We start from the raw sequence: 18540 nt of genomic DNA, 5'->3' as shown, positions 1-18540 counted from the left end.
TACGACATGTATGCGAATTTGACATGCAGCTCGCATGCAGTTACTTTGTATACGTTCCGTATATGAAATACCGGCTGCATTGTGAAATGTCATGCGGACCCACTCGCATTGTCATCCGCCCCCCCAGAAAAGAGAGAAAAATGGCTGAACACGAAGCAATCTTTCCTGCCAACCGACATGCTCTTTACGAAAAACACGGATATTCCGCCGCCATCCGCTCCGGTGACCTGTTGTTTGTCTCAGGTCAGGTCGGCAGCCGTGACGATGGAACACCCGAGCCTGATTTCAAGCGTCAAGTCCAACTGGCTTTTGAAAATCTCAAGGCCGTCTTGGGTGCTGCGGGATGCGGCTTGGAGGATATCGTCGATGTAACGACGTTTCACACGGACCCCGAACAGCAGTTTCCAATCATAATGCCTGTCAAGCAGGAGATCTTTCACAGCGCACCCTATCCGAACTGGACGGCCGTTGGAGTAACCTGGCTTGCCGGTTTCGATTTTGAAATAAAGGTCATTGCCCGCATTCCAAAAATTCATTGAAACAGAACCATCAAAGGAATCAGGGATGACCTAGAGTTGCTCGAGTTCGATCAATGTCCCAGTAAAATCCTTGGGATGCAGAAAAAGCACCGGCTTGCCATGCGCGCCGATTTTCGGCTCGCCATCTCCCAAAACGCGGGCACCTTTGGCAATCAGGCGGTCTCGCGCGGCGTGAATATCATCGACCTCATAGCAAATATGGTGCATGCCACCATTGGGCGATTTTTCCAGAAAGGCTTTGATCGGGGAGTGATCGCCCAGCGGCTCCAGAAGTTCGACCTTGGTATTTGGCAGTTCGACAAAAACCACCGTCACACCATGCTCCGGCAAGGCTTGAGCAGCGGAAACCGTCGCGCCAAGCGTGTCAGCGTAAGTCTCCACCGCAGAGCCAAGATCTGGCACGGCGATGGCGATATGGTTGACCCGGCCCAGCATACGCTTCTCCCATGTCTGCGCAGATAGAGCGCCATTATCACGAGATGAATGGCGCTCCATGTCTGTTGATAGCTGACCTATTCCGGATCCAGAAATATCCCTTGCCAGCGGCTCCGGCAATCAGACCTTGGTCACAAAAACCGTAACGACCGGCTTCTTGCCCCAGCACTCATTGGCGGTGGAGCGAACAGCGCGACGGATACTTTCACGCAGGGCGCCAAGATCCTTGCGCCGTGTGCGCGGAATGCTCTCGACGGCGCTCAGAACGGCGTCATAGAGAATGTCCTCCATGTCATCGCCTTCCAAATCTTCCGCTGGCAGGCCATGGGCAACCACTTCCGGATCGTCGCGGAACTCGAAGCGTTCGTCCAGGAGGACGCTGACCGAGACATGGCCTGCAAAAGACAGCTTACGCCGCTCACCAATGCCCATCTGCTCGAAATCGCCCAGCAGCTTGCCATCCTTGAAGACCCGGCCATACGGCGCTTCACCGATGACTTCGGCAGGACCAGGCGCCAGCCGCAGAATGTCGCCATTGCGCACTTTCGGCACCTGCGCAATCCCAGCTTCCAGAGCCAGTTTCTGCTGCGCCGTCAGGTGGGCCGCCTCGCCATGAACAGGGACGAGAATTTGCGGGCGCGTCCATTGGTACATCTGCAAAAGTTCGTTGCGACGTGGATGACCGGAGACATGTACCAGCGCGTCGCTATCGATAACGATGGTTACACCCTGCTCGATCAGACCATTCTTGATATCGTTGATGGGCTTTTCATTGCCCGGAATAGCACGAGACGAGAAAACCACCGTGTCGCCCTTGGTCAGCGCCACATTACGCATTTCATCGCGAGACAGCTTGGCAAGCGCCGCGCGTGATTCACCCTGGCTACCAGTCAGGATCACCACGACTTTGTCGCGGGGAATGTAACCATATTCGTCCTCGGCGATAAAAGACTGCACGCCTTCCATCAGCCCGACATCGCGCGCCACCCCCACGACCCGCTTCAAGGAACTGCCCAGCAGCAGCACTTCGCGCCCAGCAGCCTCGGCCGCCTTGGCAATCGAGCGGATACGTCCGACATTGGAGGAAAACGTGGTAATTGCCACGCGTCCTTCCGCCGTCTTGATGATCTTGCGCAACCCTTCCGAGACTTCCTGCTCGGAGGGAGAAACGCCCTCGCGCATCGCGTTGGTGCTATCGCACATGACAGCCAGCACGCCCTCGTCGCCGAGAGCACGGAACCGCGCCTCATCGGTCAGCGGGCCAAGCGACGGCGCATGGTCGATCTTCCAGTCACCGGTATGGATGACATTGCCAAGCGGCGTGCGAATAATCAGCGACATCGGCTCGGGAATCGAGTGATTGACATCCGAAGCCTCGACAACGAAAGGACCGACATGGACCTTGTCGCCTGGCTTGAAGGGCGTTACCGGAATTTCAGCCCGGGTTCCCTCATAATTGCGCTTGGCCTCCAGCATGCCAGCGGTAAAACCAGAGGCATACACAGGTACATTCAGGCCCGGCCAGATATCATTCAATCCGCCATAATGATCTTCATGCGCGTGGGTGATGAAGATAGCCTTGAGCCGGTTTTTCTGCGAGAGAACGAAGCGGATGTCAGGCAGAACCAGATCCACGCCGGGCAGATCGGGACCAGGGAAGGTCACGCCGCAATCCACCATGATCCACTCCCGGTTCTTCGGCGGGCCAAAGCCGTAAAGCGCCAGGTTCATGCCAATTTCACCTACGCCGCCCAGCGGCAGAAATACCAGTTCGTCTGTCTTTGTCATTCTTTCCTTGGCCCATTCGGCTCGAAAAACACATCTCCCGCCGCAACTGGCGTGATGCCTAGCGAGCCCCGGTCGAGCAATAATATCCCTTTATCATCGATTCCTGAAAACACACCGGAAATCGACCGATCCGGGAGATTGACGGTGATTTTCTCGCCGATCCCACACGCCACCTGCCGCCAGCGCTGCATCACTGCCTTGACGCCGCGACCCCGATCCCAAAGCGCCAGGGCATCGGCCATGGCGGCAAAAAGATGCGTGAAAAGCTCGTCAGGCGTCACCGCTGCGCCATGCTCGGCGAGCGAAGCCGTCGGATACGGCGTTTCCGTGGGCTTGAAACGAAGATTGATGCCGATGCCGATAACCAGGGCGTTGCGGCCATCCGGCGTCCGCTCCGCTTCCAGCAGGATGCCGGAGGTTTTGGCACGACCGATCAGCACGTCATTCGGCCATTTGATTTCCAAAGGCGGCGCAACCGACGGCAATACGACGCCAATCGCATCATGCACGGCCACGGCCACGGCCAGCGGCAGCGAGGCCAGATCGGCCAAAGGCGCCGGATCGATCAATAAAAGAGAGCTATAGAGATTGCCGGGCTCGGAGGCCCAAGGCCTGCCACGACGACCCCGGCCGCCTGTCTGGCGGTTGGCCGTGATCCAGAGATTTCCCGGATCACCGTCACGGGCCCTGATCAGGCACTGCTGGTTGGTGGAATCCACCTCGTCCAGCGCAATATGTCGGAAGGCGTCGAGCGCCTTCCGACGATGGGTGGAATAGTCGCTCAACGGAACAAGGTCGCTGCCGCTGCCGACGCCGCACTGCCGATCGGACCACCGATCAACACATAGGCAATGACGAACAGACCGGACAGGCCAAAGACCACCCGCAACGTGCCAGACGTCGCGGCAAACTCGATTTTGGCATCGTCGAACCACATGACCTTGACGAGGCGCAGGTAGTAGTAGGCGCCGATAACCGAGGCCAGAACACCGATGATCGCCAGGGCATAGAGATGTGCCTCGATAGCGGCCAGGAAGACGAAATACTTCCCGAAGAAGCCAGCGAGCGGCGGAATACCGGCCAACGAGAACATCAGTGCCGTCAGAACGAAGGCCATGAACGGACGGGTCTGCGACAGACCAGCCAGATCATCCACTGTTTCGAGCGCTTCCCCCTCCTTGGTCCGCATCGCCATGATGCAGGCGAAGGTACCGAGATTCATGATCAGGTAGATCAGCATATAGAGCAGAACGCCCTCGATGCCCTGCTTGGAGCCAGCGGCCAGACCGACCAGAGCGTAACCCATATGACCAATGGAGGAATAGGCCATCAGGCGCTTGATATTGCGTTGGCCGATGGCAGCAACCGAACCCAGAACCATGGAGGCGATCGCGATGAACACGACGATCTGCTGCCATTCAGCGGTGATCGGCTGGAAGGCGTCGATGACGATGCGCACCAGGATCGCCATGGCGCCAACCTTTGGGGCGGCGGCAAGAAAGGCCGTGACAGGTGTCGGCGCGCCTTCGTAAACGTCCGGTGTCCACATATGAAAGGGAACAGCCGAGATCTTGAAGGCGAGACCGGCAAGCACGAAGACCAGACCGAAAATAAGTCCAAGATTGGTGTGACCAGCGGCCAGGACGGCAGCGATCTTGTCGAACTCCACATTGCCGGTGAAGCCGTAGACCAGAGACATGCCGTAGAGCAACATGCCCGACGACAGGGCACCAAGCACGAAATATTTCAGGCCAGCTTCCGAAGACCGCGCGCTGTCGCGGTTCATGGCGGCGATGACGTAGAGCGCTAGAGACTGGAGCTCCAGCGACATATAAAGAGAGATCAGGCTATTGGCCGAGATCATCAACAGAATGCCCAGCGTCGCCAGCACCAGCAAGACCGGAAACTCGAACTTGTCGAGATCGTTGGCACGTGCCTGACCGACCGCCATCACCATGGTGGTAATGGAACCGATCAGGGCCAGGACCTTCATGAAACGGGCATAGCCGTCGGAGATATAGGCACCGCCGAAGGCGACACCATCGGCGGGCATCAACAGGATCCACGCGCAGGCGGCGGCCAGAAGCGCCACCGCCAGGCCCGTCACCAACGAGGTCTTGTTGGTGAACACGCCGATCATCAGCAATACCAGCGCGCCAACCGCAAGCAGGAGCTCCGGCGTGACGAGATGCAGGCTTGCAAGGAGAGTTTCAGCATTCATGTCCAATGATCCTGTCGTCAGTTCACCAGGAGCGCAACATTTTGCGCAGCCTGCAGAGCAGCGGTGTAGTTATTCAAAAGCGCGTCCACCGAAGCCGTCGTCACGTCGAAGATCGGGGCCGGATAGACACCGAACAGGATGGTGAGCGCGATCAACGGATAAAGCGTGACCTTTTCGCGGAAGGACAGATCGAGAAGCGCTTTCAGGCTCTCCTTGTCCAGCGCCCCGAAAACGACCCGGCGATAGAGCCAGAGCGCGTAGGCTGCCGACAGGATAACGCCGGTGGCAGCAAACAATGCCACCCAGCTATTGGCCCGGAACGCACCGATCAGCGTCAGGAATTCGCCGATAAAGCCCGAGGTGCCAGGCAGGCCGACATTGGCCATAGTGAAGATCATAAAGGCCAGCGCGTATTTCGGCATGTTGTTGGCGAGACCGCCATAGGCGACGATTTCGCGGGTATGCATGCGATCATAGATCACGCCGACGCAGAGAAACAGCGCGCCTGAAACAAAGCCGTGGCTGATCATCTGGAAAACCGCACCCTGCAAGCCTTGGGTATTGGCAGCAAAGATACCCATCGTCACATAGCCCATGTGAGCAATGGAGGAATAGGCGATCAGCTTCTTCATATCCTCCTGCATCAGCGCCACAAGCGAGGTGTAGATGATGGCGATAACGGAGAGCGCAAAGACCGCTGGTGCGAAATAGTCGGAGGCAAGCGGGAACATCGCCAGCGAAAAGCGAATGAACCCATAACCACCGAGCTTCAGCATGATCCCCGCCAGAATGACCGAACCAGCGGTCGGCGCCTGGACGTGAGCATCGGGAAGCCAGGTGTGGACAGGCCACATCGGCATCTTCACCGCGAAGGAAGCGAAGAAGGCCAGCCATAGCACCGTCTGCAAATGCGGCGGGAATTTATGAGCCAGAAGCGCTGCGATATCGGTCGTGCCGGCATCCCAGTACATCGCCATGATCGCCAGCATCATCAGCACGGAGCCAAGCAGCGTATAAAGGAAGAACTTATAGGAAGCGTAGACGCGATCCTTGCCACCCCAGACACCGATGATGATGAACATCGGGATCAGGCCAGCCTCGAAGAACACGTAGAACAGCACGATATCCAGCGACACGAACACGCCGACCATCATCACTTCAAGAATGAGGAAGGCGATCATGTATTCCTTGATCCGCTTCTGGACCGAGGTCCAGCTGGCGAGCACGCAGAACGGCATGAGGAACGCCGTCAACACCACGAACAGCATGGAAATGCCATCGACGCCGAGGTGATAGGCAATGCCGGTGCCGAGCCAGGGATGATTTTCCACCATCTGGAAGCCTGGATTGGCGTTATCGAAGCCGATCCAGATGAACAGCGACACAATGAAGGTCGCAACCGTCGTCAACAACGAAATGTTGAGAACGTTCCGGCGTCCGGATGGAGTGTCGCCATTCATCAGCAGCAGCAGGGCAACCCCGACCAGCGGCAGAAAGGTGACCGTTGAAAGAATTGGCCAATCGGTCATCAGATCGAACTCCCGAGCATCATCCAGGTAATAAGCGCTGCAATTCCGAGCAGCATTGCGAACGCATAGTGGTAGAGATAGCCGGATTGCAGCCGGACAACCCGCTGCGTCAGACCTGCGACCCCGGCAGCAACGCCATTCGGACCATAGGCATCAATGGTGGCAACATCGCCCTTCTTCCAAAGGAACCGTCCAAGCGCCTTGGCCGACCGCACGAAAAGGAAGTCATAGAGCTCGTCGAAATACCACTTGTTGAGCAGGAATTGGTAGAGAAGCCACTGGCTTTGCGCCAGTTTCTTCGGCGTTTCCGGCGACTTGATATACATGTACCAAGCGGTGACCAGGCCGACGAGCATGGCAACGAACGGGCTCAGCTTCACCCAGGTCGGAACGTGATGGACCTCGTGGAGGACTTCATTATGCGCACCGGTAAACAATGCGCCCTTCCAGAACTCGGCATAGGCTTCGCCGAAGAAATAGTCATGGAAGATAAAGCCAGCGAACAAGGCTCCTGCGGTCAGAAGGTAAAGCGGCACCAGCATGACCTGAGGTGATTCATGCACATGATGCATGACTTCGTGCGAGGCGCGCGGCTTGCCGAAGAAGGTCATGAACGCCAGACGCCACGAATAGAAGCTGGTGAACAGGGCGGCAATGACCAGAAGCACGAAGGCAAAGGTTGAAACGCCTGTGCCAGCGGCAAAGGAGGATTCGATAATCGCATCCTTGGAGAAGAAGCCTGCCGTACCGATCATCGTTCCCGGAATGCCGACACCTGTCAGCGCCAGATTGCCGATGGTCATCGCCCAGAAGGTCACTGGGATATGCTTGCGTAAGCCCCCCATGTGACGCATGTCCTGCTCGCCATCCACGGCATGAATGACCGAACCGGCACCAAGGAACAACAGGGCCTTGAAGAATGCGTGCGTGAACAGGTGGAAAATAGCCGCCCCATAAGCACCGACGCCAAGCGCCACGAACATGTAGCCGAGCTGCGAGCAGGTCGAATAGGCAATCACCCGTTTGATGTCGTTCTGCACGAGACCGACAGTTGCCGCAAAGAAGGCAGTGATCGCACCGACGATGGTGACGACCATCAGGGCATCCGGCGACAGTTCGAAGACCGGCGACATGCGGGCGACGAGGAAGACACCGGCGGTGACCATGGTTGCCGCGTGGATCAGAGCCGAAACCGGTGTCGGCCCCTCCATCGCATCCGGCAGCCAGGTATGCAGCAGGAACTGCGCCGACTTACCCATGGCGCCCATGAACAGCAGCAGGCAGGCTGCGGTGACCGCATGACCCTTGTCGAGATGCATACCGAACAGATTGATGACAGCGTCACCGGCAGGCGCGCCTTCGGCTGGCAGATATGTCTGGGCAGAAGCGAAGATCGTTTCGAAATTGATCGAACCGAACAGCACGAACAGCGTGGCGATGCCGAGAATAAAGCCAAAGTCGCCCACACGGTTGACGATGAAGGCTTTCATGGCAGCAGCCGTTGCCGAAGGCTTCTTGAACCAGAAACCGATCAGCAGATAAGAGGCCAGACCGACGCCTTCCCAGCCGAAGAACATCTGCAGGAGATTGTCTGACGTGACCAGCATCAACATTGCGAAGGTAAACAGCGACAGATAGCTGAAAAAGCGCGGACGATGCGGATCGTGATGCATGTAGCCGATGGAATAGAGATGCACCAGCGTCGAGACGCTGTTGACCACCACCAGCATGACCGCTGTCAGCGTATCGATCCTCAGCGCCCATTCAACGTCGATGCCACCGACCTGAATCCAGCGCAGCACAGGAACCTTGATCAGCTCAGAATGACCGAAGCCAACCGAGATGAACACGTACCAGGACAGGGCCGCAGTCAGCACCATGAAGCCGGTGGTGATGAATTCCGATGCCTTGGCACCGATCTGGCGACCGAACAGGCCGGCGATGAGCGCGCCAAGCAGCGGAAGAAAGACGATTGTCTTATACAATAGCATAGCCGTATCAGCCCTTCATCATGTTGACGTCTTCAACGGCGATCGATCCGCGGTTGCGGTAGAAGACAACGAGGATAGCAAGGCCGATCGCGGCTTCCGCAGCCGCGACGGTCAGGATAAACAGCGCGAAAACCTGGCCGACGATGTCATTGAGGAATGACGAGAAGGCCACCATGTTGACGTTGACCGCCAGAAGAATGAGTTCCACCGACATCAGGATAACGATGATGTTCTTTCGGTTCAGGAAGATACCGAAGACGCCCAGCATGAACAGGATCGCGCTGACGGTGAGATAATGGGAAAGTCCGATTTCCATTGTTCGTTTCCTTGAGATCCCTTGCCTTCAGCTCAGATGCCCTGGCCGGGCTTGACCTTGACCACCTTGATGGCAGTCGCCGGTCCACGTGCAACCTGGTGTGCAATATTCTGCCGCTTGATGTGCTGGCGGTGACGCAGCGTCAGCACGATGGCGCCGATCATGGCCACCAGCAGCACAAGGCCGGCAATTTGGAAGAAGAAGACATAATTGGTATAGAGCACATCGCCGAGCGCCGCCGTGTTCTGACGGTCCGCCAGTGCCGGGATCGGCATGGTGATCGCCTCCTTAGCAGCAGGCGAGATGACCGAGCCGCCAATCACGAAGATCAGTTCAGCTGCAACGATGGCACCGATCAAGGCCGCCAGGGGACCATGTTTCGAAGCCCCTGCCCTCAATTCCGTGAAGTCGATGTCCAGCATCATCACCACGAACAGGAAGAGCACTGCAACCGCGCCGACATAGACAACCAGCAGGATCATCGCCAGGAACTCGGCGCCCGTCAGCATGAACAGACCAGCCGCGTTGACGAAGGTGAGGATGAGGAACAAAACCGAATGAACCGGATTGCGTGACGAAATAACCATGAACGCCGACGCAATCGCGACAAAGGCGAAAAGGTAGAAAAAGATTGCCTGAAGACCCATGATGGTGCCTTTTCATCTTCCCCAGGAGCGCGGCGCGGCCGTGTCCCATGAAATGCCAGTGGCCCGGGCCGGACCATCCATGCATTTCGTTTCAATTTCAAACCGGGACGGACAGATCATGTCCAGCCGCCATCGGTTTCCTCAAAAGACGATCTCAGCGGTAGGGAGCATCCTGCGCAAGATTGCGCGCAATTTCCCGCTCCCACCGATCTCCATTGGCCAGAAGCTTGGCCTTGTCGAAATAGAGTTCTTCGCGTGATTCCGTCGAGAATTCGAAATTCGGACCTTCGACGATCGCATCGACCGGGCAGGCTTCCTGGCAGAAGCCGCAATAGATGCATTTTACCATGTCGATATCGTAACGAACCGTGCGGCGCGTGCCATCGTTGCGGCGCGGGCCAGCTTCGATGGTGATCGCCTGGGCCGGACAGATCGCCTCGCATAATTTGCAGGCAATGCAACGTTCCTCGCCATTGGGATAGCGGCGCAACGCATGCTCGCCGCGAAAGCGCGGGCTGACAGGGCCCTTCTCAAACGGATAGTTCACGGTCGCCTTCTGCTTGAAAAAGTAACGCATCGACAGGAAAAATGCGTTGACGAACTCTTTCAGAAACAGCGAGCGGACAGCCTGGGAAACACTTGCCATCTTCAAACTCCAATTCTGCCGAAATCTGCAGGGTGAAGGCTCATGCCCAGCCCCCCAGTTTCAACACGAATGCAACAATAACCACCATGGCCAGCGACAGCGGCAGGAACACTTTCCAGCCCAGGCGCATCAACTGGTCATAACGGTAGCGTGGAACGATCGCCTTGGTGATGCCGAACATGAAGAACACCAGCGTCGCCTTGAGGATGAACCAGATAATGCCCGGCACCCAGTTGAGTACGGCAATGTCCAACGGCGGCAACCAGCCCCCCAGGAACAGGATGGTGGTCAGGGCGCACATCAGCACGATGGCCGCATATTCGCCCAGCATGAACATCATGTAAGGGGTCGATCCGTATTCCACCATGAAGCCGGCAACCAGTTCGGATTCCGCTTCAGGCAGGTCGAAGGGAGGACGATTGGTTTCCGCCAGCGCCGAGATGAAAAAGATCACAAACATCGGAAACAGCGACAACCAATGCCAATCAAGCAGCGAGGACGGCATGCCCATCATTGTGCCGAGACCATGGTTCTGGGAATTGACGATGTCGGTGAGGTTCAGAGATCCCGCACACAACAGCACCGTGACGATGACGAAGCCGATCGACACTTCGTAGGAGACCATCTGCGCCGCAGAGCGCAACGCACCGAGGAATGGGTATTTCGAGTTAGACGCCCAGCCCCCCATGATGATGCCGTAGACTTCCAGCGAGCAAATCGCAAACACATAGAGAATGCCGACATTGATATTGGCAATTACCCAGCCCTGGTTGAGCGGAATAACCGCCCAGGTCGCCAGCGCCAGCGTCACGGCCACAAGCGGTGCCAGGAGGAAAACGGCCTTATTGGCGCCGGCCGGAATGATCGGTTCCTTGAACACGAATTTCAAAAGGTCGGCGAAGGACTGGAAAAGCCCCCAGGGACCCACCACATTCGGACCACGGCGCAATTGCACCGCTGCCCAGATTTTGCGGTCTGCCAACAGGATATAGGCAATGAACACCAGCAGGCAGACCAGCAGCAGCAGGGACTGGCCGATCATGATGGCCGCCGGCCACACATAGGTAGAAACGAAACTGTCCATGGTCCCTTGCCCTTACTCTGCCGCAGCCTTGAAATTATTGCGGGCCAATGCCGAACACTCGGCCATCACCGCAGACGCGCGTGCAATCGGGTTTGTCAAATAGAAGTCTTTGATCGGAGACGCAAACCCGGATTGGGTCATGTTCCCGCCTTTTTTTGCCAAGGCGTCGATTTCCGCCGGATTGCCTTCGGCAATCTCGTCAAGCGCGGCAAAATGCGGATAGGCCTGATAGAGCTTCTGTCGCAGTTGGCCAAGCGAATCGAACGGCAACTTCTTGCCGAGCACGTCCGAGAGCGCGCGCAGCACAGCCCAGTCTTCGCGGGCTTCGCCCGGCGCGAAGCCAGCGCGATTGCCAAGCTGGACGCGACCTTCCGTATTCACCCAGGTGCCCGACTTTTCCGTATAGGCGGCAGCCGGCAAGATAACATCGGCATTCTGGGCACCGTTATCGCCATGCGAACCGATATAGATCGTCAGTTTGGCCGTCTTGGCCGACAGATCCAGTTCATCGGCACCAAGCAGGAAGATAACATCCATTGCACCAGGCATTTCAGCCGCTGTCTTGCCCCCCTGCCCCGGCACGAAGCCGAGATCGAGGCCACCGACGCGCGACGCGGCGGTATGCAGAACGCCAAAGCCGTTCCAGCTTTCGCTGACAGCACCCACGGCAACAGCAAGCGCTGCGACCTGCGCCAGCACGGCAGCGCCATCACCACGGGTCAAGGCGCCCTGGCCAATGATGATCAAGGGCTTGGCAGCCGTCTTCAACGCATCAAAGAAGCTGTTCTTGCCAGCCGCCAGATCGGAAAGCGTATCCGTACCCGCACCCAGATAGCTATAGTCATAGCGCAGGTCGGCGTTTTCGCCGATTACACCAATCGGGAAGCCACCACGGCGCCACCGCTTGCGGATACGCGCATTCATGACCGCCGCTTCAAGGCGCGGATTGCAACCGATCAACAGCAGCGCGTCGGCGTCCTCGATGCCCTCGATGGTCGAGTTGAGGATATAGGACGAACGCCCCAGAACCGGATCGAGCGCCGTGCCATCCTGGCGACAATCATAGCTCGTGGAACCAAGCGAGGTCAGCAGTTCCTTCAGCGCATACATTTCCTCGACGGAGGCCAGATCGCCAGCAATCGCGCCAATCTTCGAGCCATTGGTGGCCGAAACGGCAGTCTTGATTTCGGCGAAGGCTTCCGGCCAGGTTGCAGGCTGGAGGCGTCCATTGCGCCGCACATAAGGCCGGTCAAGACGCTGGGTCTTCAATCCGTCCCAGATGAAGCGGCTCTTATCGGAAATCCACTCTTCATTGATGCTGTCATTGACGCGCGGCATGACACGCATCACTTCGCGACCGCGCGTATCGACGCGGATTGCCGAACCCAGCGCATCCATCACATCGACCGATTCGGTCTTGCCCAATTCCCACGGACGGGCCGTGAAGGCAAAAGGCTTGGAAGTCAGCGCGCCGACCGGGCAGAGATCAACGACATTGCCCTGCAATTCCGAGGTCATCGCCTGTTCGAGATAGGTGGTGATTTCGGCATCCTCGCCGCGACCGATCAGGCCAAGTTCGGCAACGCCAGCCACTTCGGTGGTGAAGCGGACGCAGCGCGTGCAGTGAATGCAACGGTTCATCACCGTCTTGACCAGCGGTCCGATATACTTGTCCTCGACGGCGCGCTTGTCCTCGCCATAGCGGGAACTGTCGATACCGAAGGCCATGGCCTGGTCTTGCAAGTCGCACTCGCCGCCCTGGTCGCAGATCGGACAATCGAGCGGATGGTTGATGAGGAGGAACTCCATCACCCCTTCGCGCGCCTTCTTGACCATTGGCGTATTGGTATAGACTTCCGGCAACTCGCCATTCGGACCACCACGGATATCGCGCACGCCCATGGCGCAGGAGGCTGCCGGCTTTGGCGGACCGCCCTTCACCTCGACAAGGCACATACGGCAATTGCCGGCTACCGAAAGCCGCTCGTGGAAACAAAAACGCGGAACTTCGGCACCCGCTTCCTCGCACGCTTGAAGCAGCGTGAAATGATCGGGAACCTCGATCTCCTTACCGTCGACTTTCAGCTTTGCCATATTCGCCTTCCTGTCTCACGTCCATCGCAGCCGCCGCTTCTTCAGTCCGGCCAGGAAAATCGCACAGGATTTTCCGCTACGCATGTCTCAGTTCTCGACCGCTCGCCTGCTTTGTATCCCATCACTCAAGATGGGATGCATGGCGGCAGAGCGCCCTCAATTCATCCAATAGGCCTTCGCCCATCTTTTCCGTGCCGTGCTTCATACATGAGACACAAAACACGTCGTAACACATTCTATCTCAATCACAATTCCTAAACCGACGTCGGCACACCTGCCTAATCAAGCACCGGTCAGCTTGCGGGCCTGTCCGATCCAGTCATCACGCAGGATCCGACCGTCGAGACCAAGCTCTGCATCAATCCGTGCCGCATCTTCGGGCGTCCAGGTGGCGATATCATCAAGGCCATGAACACCAAGTTTACTGAGCATTTCCTGAACCTTCGGCCCGACACCGCCGATTGCCTTCAGATCGACCTTTTTGCCGCGCCGCCGGGCAGGCTTGACGGCAACAGGCGCGGCCTTCACTTCGGGTTCCGCTATAGGCGTCACAGGCGCGACTGTCGGCTTTTTGGCCGACTGCACTGCCTGGCTTCTTACCGGCTTGGCAGTCTGCGGCTTGCTCTTTGCTTTTGCGACTGGACGGCGTGCAGGTGCCGCTTTGGGCGGAACCGCTGCATCCGAAACCGGAGCATCGACTGGCTTCAGCTGCGTTTCAGGCTTCAAATTGACCTCTAAAACGGATGCGGCAGAAATCTGATCATCAGCTTTATCTTCCGGCACATCGTCCTTCGTCCGACGGGCGGGCTTGTCCATCATCGTTTGCATGGAACCGAGCATCACACCAGTCATCTGGGTGGCAAAACCGAAACCCAGCACCGTGGCAGCCGCAAAGGCAGCCATCGGATTGGCCATCAAGGCATGCAGCGACGATCCGGCCGTCTCAGCGCCGCGACTGGTGTCAGCCGGCTTTGCCGATGCATCCGTTCCCGTCCGTTTCGAAGCCTCAACCATCGCATCACCTTTGTTACTCGGCGCCACTGTAACCGGAGCCTACGTTACTCAGCCGCTTCCATCACCGCGCCATGGTCCATGGACTTGCGGGTATAGTCATCGATCCTGGCCTCGATCTCAGGCCGGAAATTACGGATCAGGCCCTGGATCGGCCAAGCCGCCGCGTCGCCAAGCGCGCAGATGGTATGTCCTTCAATCTGCTTGGTGACCTGGAACAGCATGTCAATTTCACGCTTCTGGGCATTGCCCTTCACCATGCGCTCCATCACCCGCCACATCCAACCAGTCCCTTCACGGCACGGCGTGCATTGGCCACAGCTCTCGTGCTTGAAGAACTGCGACAACCGGGCAATCGCCTTGATGATATCGGTGGACTTATCCATGACGATAATCGCTGCGGTACCGAACGAGGATTTCACATCACGCAGCCCATCGAAATCCATGGGGACGTCAATAATATCTTCCGCCTTGACCACTGGACAGGACGCGCCGCCGGGAATGACAGCCAGAAGATTGTCCCAACCGCCGCGAATGCCGCCGGCATGCCGCTCGATCAGTTCGCGGAACGTGATCCCCATGGTTTCTTCAACCGTGCAGGGCTTGTTGACATGACCGGAGATCATGAACAGCTTGGTACCGACATTGTTCGGGCGACCGAAGGACGAGAACCAGCCAGCGCCACGGCGCAGGATGGTTGGTGCGACCGCTATCGACTCGACATTGTTGACCGTCGTCGGGCAGCCATAGAGACCCATATTCGCCGGGAACGGCGGCTTCAGGCGTGGCTGGCCCTTCTTGCCCTCAAGGCTTTCAAGAAGAGCCGTTTCCTCGCCGCAGATATAGGCCCCTGCGCCATGGTGAACGTAAATGTCATAATCCCAGCCAAGCTTGTTGTTTTTGCCCAGCAATCCGTATTCGTAGCACTCGTCGATTGCGGCCTGAAGCGCTTCGCGTTCGCGCATATATTCGCCGCGCACGTAAATATAGGCGGCGTGGGCGCCCATGGCGAAACCGGCAATCACGCAGCCTTCCAGCAGCGTATGCGGATCATGGCGCATGATTTCCCGGTCCTTACAGGTGCCGGGTTCGGACTCATCGGCATTAACGACCAGATAATGCGGGCGACCGTCGCTTTCCTTCGGCATGAAGGACCACTTCAGACCTGTCGGGAAGCCTGCGCCGCCACGACCACGAAGACCCGAGGCCTTCATCTCATTGATGATCCAGTCGCGTCCCTTTTCCAGGATCTGCTTGGTCCCGTCCCAGTGGCCGCGGCTCATCGCGCCTTTCAGGGACTTGTCCTTGAGGCCGTAGATATTGGTGAAAATGCGGTCCTTATCCTGTAACATCTCTCACCCCTTGGCCTTGTCGGCATTGTCGCCGGAGACTTTCGCATTTTCACTCGCTGCCGGCTTGTCGGTGGCGGGCGTCTTCAGCTTCGGATCGGTTATCGGCGTATCGGTTGTCGGACGACCGGCATTAGCCGGTGGAACCGCTACCTCATCCTGTCCAGATTGTCCCTCGCCCCAACGGACCGGGGTGATCTCTTCCGTCAGGCTGGTCAGCCCGCCTTCAGGAGCAGAAAATACTCGCTCGATCTGCGGACCTGTCTTGACCTCGCCACCCTCGCCGGCTTCGAAGGCGTCGATGATTTCTTCGAGGCGCGCGGGTGTCAGATCCTCATAAGCGTCCTTGAAGATGATGACCATCGGCGCGTTGACGCAGGCACCCTGACATTCGACTTCTTCCCATGACAGGGTTCCGGTCGCATTACGCTCAAGAGGTTCCGGATGGATCTTTTTCTTACAGATTTTCATCAGCTCTTCCGAGCCGCGCAGCATGCAGGGCGTTGTACCGCAGACCTGGATATGGGCTTTGGTACCAACAGGCTTCAACTGGAACTGGGTATAGAAGGTCGCCACTTCGAGCACGCGGATATAGGGCATGTCCAGCTTGTCCGCGACGAATTCGATCGTCGCCTTGGTGACCCAGCCGTCCTGCTCCTGCGCCCGCATCAACAGCGGGATGACAGCGGATTGCTGACGACCCTCCGGATATTTGCGGATGGTGGCTTCGGCCCAAACGGCATTCTCCTCGCTAAAAGCGAAGGATGCGGGCTGGAATTGATCTTCGGCTAAACGACGAACGGACATACTTCCTCACGCCTTATCTCAGTTTTTGAACAGAAGGCCTGGATGCGTCGCCATGACGGCATCCCGGCCTGCGTTCAGATTGTCCTTCTCGTGGACGCTGACGAGCAATGCGGCAGAAAGCCCGATTGCCGCCTGCAGAGCAGACGGCCTGGCGGGACAGTGCCGTTCGGTCCCAACGGATTTCAATGCAGAGTGCCGACCCGCAACCGAGGCTGCAAGAGGAACACCACACTGACGATCCGAGAGGATAAGCTGCATCAACGATCCACCTCACCAAACACGATGTCGAGAGACCCCAGCACCGCCGTCACGTCAGCAAGCTGATGACCGCGCGACATGAAGTCCATGGCCTGCAGATGCACGAACCCAGGAGCGCGGATCTTGCAGCGATACGGCTTGTTTGTGCCGTCCGCCACCAGATAGACCCCGAATTCACCCTTCGGCGCCTCGACGGCCGCATACACTTCGCCAGCCGGCACGTGGAAGCCTTCAGTGTAAAGCTTGAAGTGATGGATGAGCGCTTCCATCGACCGCTTCATCTCACCCCGTTTCGGCGGCACGACCTTGCCATCCACAGACGAAACCGGACCAACGCGCGCATCGCCGAGCAGGCGATTGACGCATTGCTTCATGATCTTCACCGATTCGCGCATTTCCATCATGCGGATCAGATAGCGATCGTAGCAGTCGCCATTCTTACCAACCGGAATATCGAACTCCATATCGGAATAGCATTCGTAAGGCTGCGAGCGGCGCAAATCCCAGGCTGCACCCGAACCGCGAACCATCACGCCGGAGAAGCCCCATTTCCAGGCATCTTCCAGGCTGACAACGCCGATATCGACATTGCGCTGCTTGAAAATCCGGTTCTCGGTCAACAGACCTTCGATGTCATCGAGAACTTTCAGGAACGGATCGCACCAAGCGCCGATATCCTCGACCAACTGGGCCGGAATATCCTGGTGAACGCCACCGGGACGGAAATAGGCGGCATGCATGCGCGCGCCAGAGGCCCGCTCATAGAATACCATCAATTTTTCGCGCTCTTCGAAGCCCCAGACCGGTGGCGTCATCGCACCAACGTCCATCGCCTGCGTGGTGACGTTCATGATATGCGACAGGATGCGACCAATTTCGGAATAGAGAACCCGGATCAGCTGGCCACGGATCGGAATTTCCAGACCGAGGAGCTTTTCGATAGCCAGACAATAGGCATGTTCCTGATTCATCGGTGCGACATAGTCCAGCCGGTCGAAATAGGGCAATGCCTGCAAATAGGTCTTGGCTTCGATCAGCTTTTCGGTGCCACGGTGCAAGAGGCCGATATGCGGATCGACACGCTCAACGATTTCGCCGTCTAGCTCCAGCACCAGACGCAAAACGCCGTGCGCAGATGGGTGTTCAGGGCCGAAATTGATCGTGAAGTTACGGACGGAATGTTCAGTCATGGTCTCGCCTTCCGTTCCCTTACTTCGCGGCTTTTTCATCGCCGGGCAGCACGTAATCCGTGCCTTCCCAAGGCGAGAGAAAGTCGAAACTACGGAATTCCTGCTTCAACTCAACCGGTTCATAAACCACCCGCTTGACCGTGTCATCATAGCGGACTTCAACAAAGCCTGTCAGCGGAAAATCCTTGCGCAGCGGATGGCCTTCAAAGCCGTAATCGGTCAGCAGACGACGCAGGTCCGGATGACCGGTAAACATCACGCCATAGAGATCCCAGGCCTCGCGCTCAAACCAGTCGGCGCCTGGAAACAACGGACAGATCGACGGAACCGGTTTGTCCTCGCTGGTGGAAAGCTTGACGCGGATGCGCTGATTCTGCTTCGGTGCCAGGAAATGATAGACCACCTCGAAACGCTCGACACGCTCGGGATAATCCACACCGCAGATGTCGATGATATTGATGAAGCCGCAACGGGCGTCGTCACGCAGGAAAGTCACCAGCGCGTAAATATTTTCGACGGTCGTAGTGACCGTCAGTTCACCAAAGGCAACGGTGCTCGACAAAGCGAGACCACCGCTGTTTTCGGTGATGTGGGATGCCAGCACTTGCAGGGCTTCACTCATCTTGTCGGTCCCT

At 57.5% G+C, this 18540-nt stretch carries 17 protein-coding genes; 1 reads left to right on the top strand and 16 read right to left on the bottom strand.

The window, feature by feature from the left end:
• The first annotated feature begins 140 nt into the window (after window positions 1–140).
• Entirely contained in the window at window positions 141–539 is a 399-nt protein-coding gene (locus tag FS819_RS05205; RefSeq protein WP_156550738.1) for a RidA family protein, read from the top strand.
• A gap of 30 nt (window positions 540–569) precedes the next feature.
• Here FS819_RS05205 and mce read toward each other — a convergent pair whose 3' ends face one another.
• The 16 genes from mce to FS819_RS05125 all read right to left on the bottom strand — a co-directional run bounded on the left by mce (window position 570) and on the right by FS819_RS05125 (window position 18527).
• Window positions 570–974, bottom strand: coding sequence for a methylmalonyl-CoA epimerase (gene mce, locus FS819_RS05200; RefSeq protein ID WP_156550718.1), 405 nt, complete (start codon window positions 972–974; stop codon window positions 570–572).
• A gap of 120 nt (window positions 975–1094) precedes the next feature.
• Entirely contained in the window at window positions 1095–2762 is a 1668-nt protein-coding gene (locus FS819_RS05195; protein WP_156550719.1) for a ribonuclease J, read from the bottom strand.
• A complete protein-coding gene (locus FS819_RS05190; protein ID WP_156550720.1) occupies window positions 2759–3547 on the bottom strand; it encodes a biotin--[acetyl-CoA-carboxylase] ligase in 789 nt (262 codons plus the stop codon). Before FS819_RS05190 ends, FS819_RS05195 begins: the two co-directional genes overlap by 4 nt.
• Window positions 3544–4983: an NADH-quinone oxidoreductase subunit NuoN gene (gene nuoN, locus FS819_RS05185; protein ID WP_156550721.1), complete on the bottom strand. Its 1440-nt coding sequence runs from the start codon at window positions 4981–4983 to the stop codon at window positions 3544–3546. Before nuoN ends, FS819_RS05190 begins: the two co-directional genes overlap by 4 nt.
• A gap of 17 nt (window positions 4984–5000) precedes the next feature.
• Window positions 5001–6512 (bottom strand): NADH-quinone oxidoreductase subunit M, encoded by a 1512-nt coding sequence (locus tag FS819_RS05180; protein ID WP_156533294.1) that lies wholly within the window; start codon window positions 6510–6512, stop codon window positions 5001–5003.
• The gene (nuoL, locus tag FS819_RS05175) at window positions 6512–8503 is read right to left on the bottom strand and encodes an NADH-quinone oxidoreductase subunit L (RefSeq protein WP_156533295.1); all 1992 of its coding nucleotides are present in this window, start codon (window positions 8501–8503) and stop codon (window positions 6512–6514) included. The genes FS819_RS05180 and nuoL overlap by 1 nt, the downstream gene beginning before the upstream one ends.
• A gap of 7 nt (window positions 8504–8510) precedes the next feature.
• Window positions 8511–8819: an NADH-quinone oxidoreductase subunit NuoK gene (gene nuoK, locus FS819_RS05170; RefSeq protein ID WP_015915659.1), complete on the bottom strand. Its 309-nt coding sequence runs from the start codon at window positions 8817–8819 to the stop codon at window positions 8511–8513.
• A gap of 32 nt (window positions 8820–8851) precedes the next feature.
• On the bottom strand, window positions 8852–9466 hold the full coding sequence (locus FS819_RS05165; protein ID WP_156550722.1) for an NADH-quinone oxidoreductase subunit J: 615 nt from the start codon (window positions 9464–9466) through the stop codon (window positions 8852–8854).
• 154 nt (window positions 9467–9620) lie between these two features.
• Entirely contained in the window at window positions 9621–10112 is a 492-nt protein-coding gene (nuoI, locus tag FS819_RS05160; RefSeq protein WP_015915657.1) for an NADH-quinone oxidoreductase subunit NuoI, read from the bottom strand.
• A gap of 40 nt (window positions 10113–10152) precedes the next feature.
• Window positions 10153–11196 (bottom strand): NADH-quinone oxidoreductase subunit NuoH, encoded by a 1044-nt coding sequence (gene nuoH / locus FS819_RS05155; RefSeq protein ID WP_156629834.1) that lies wholly within the window; start codon window positions 11194–11196, stop codon window positions 10153–10155.
• 12 nt (window positions 11197–11208) lie between these two features.
• The gene (gene nuoG, locus FS819_RS05150; protein WP_156550723.1) at window positions 11209–13290 is read right to left on the bottom strand and encodes an NADH-quinone oxidoreductase subunit NuoG; all 2082 of its coding nucleotides are present in this window, start codon (window positions 13288–13290) and stop codon (window positions 11209–11211) included.
• 282 nt (window positions 13291–13572) lie between these two features.
• Window positions 13573–14304 carry a helix-hairpin-helix domain-containing protein gene (locus FS819_RS05145; protein WP_156550724.1) on the bottom strand — a complete coding sequence of 244 codons (732 nt, stop codon included), beginning with the start codon at window positions 14302–14304 and terminating at the stop codon, window positions 13573–13575.
• Window positions 14305–14348: 44 nt separating this feature from the next.
• Window positions 14349–15653: an NADH-quinone oxidoreductase subunit NuoF gene (gene nuoF, locus FS819_RS05140; protein WP_070150394.1), complete on the bottom strand. Its 1305-nt coding sequence runs from the start codon at window positions 15651–15653 to the stop codon at window positions 14349–14351.
• Window positions 15654–15656: 3 nt separating this feature from the next.
• Entirely contained in the window at window positions 15657–16457 is an 801-nt protein-coding gene (gene nuoE, locus FS819_RS05135) for an NADH-quinone oxidoreductase subunit NuoE (protein ID WP_156550725.1), read from the bottom strand.
• A 257-nt stretch (window positions 16458–16714) separates the two neighbouring features.
• Window positions 16715–17905 carry an NADH-quinone oxidoreductase subunit D gene (locus FS819_RS05130; protein WP_156550726.1) on the bottom strand — a complete coding sequence of 397 codons (1191 nt, stop codon included), beginning with the start codon at window positions 17903–17905 and terminating at the stop codon, window positions 16715–16717.
• Window positions 17906–17924: 19 nt separating this feature from the next.
• Window positions 17925–18527 carry an NADH-quinone oxidoreductase subunit C gene (locus FS819_RS05125; protein WP_015915650.1) on the bottom strand — a complete coding sequence of 201 codons (603 nt, stop codon included), beginning with the start codon at window positions 18525–18527 and terminating at the stop codon, window positions 17925–17927.
• Window positions 18528–18540 lie beyond the last annotated feature (13 nt).

Origin of the sequence: Allorhizobium sp. Av2 (assembly GCF_021462805.2) — a bacterium.
In the GTDB taxonomy this organism is placed as follows: Bacteria; Pseudomonadota; Alphaproteobacteria; order Rhizobiales; family Rhizobiaceae; genus Allorhizobium; species Allorhizobium vitis_G.
The sequence above is the reverse complement of the archived record's forward strand: the minus strand, read 5'-3'. Positions and strand labels throughout refer to the sequence as shown.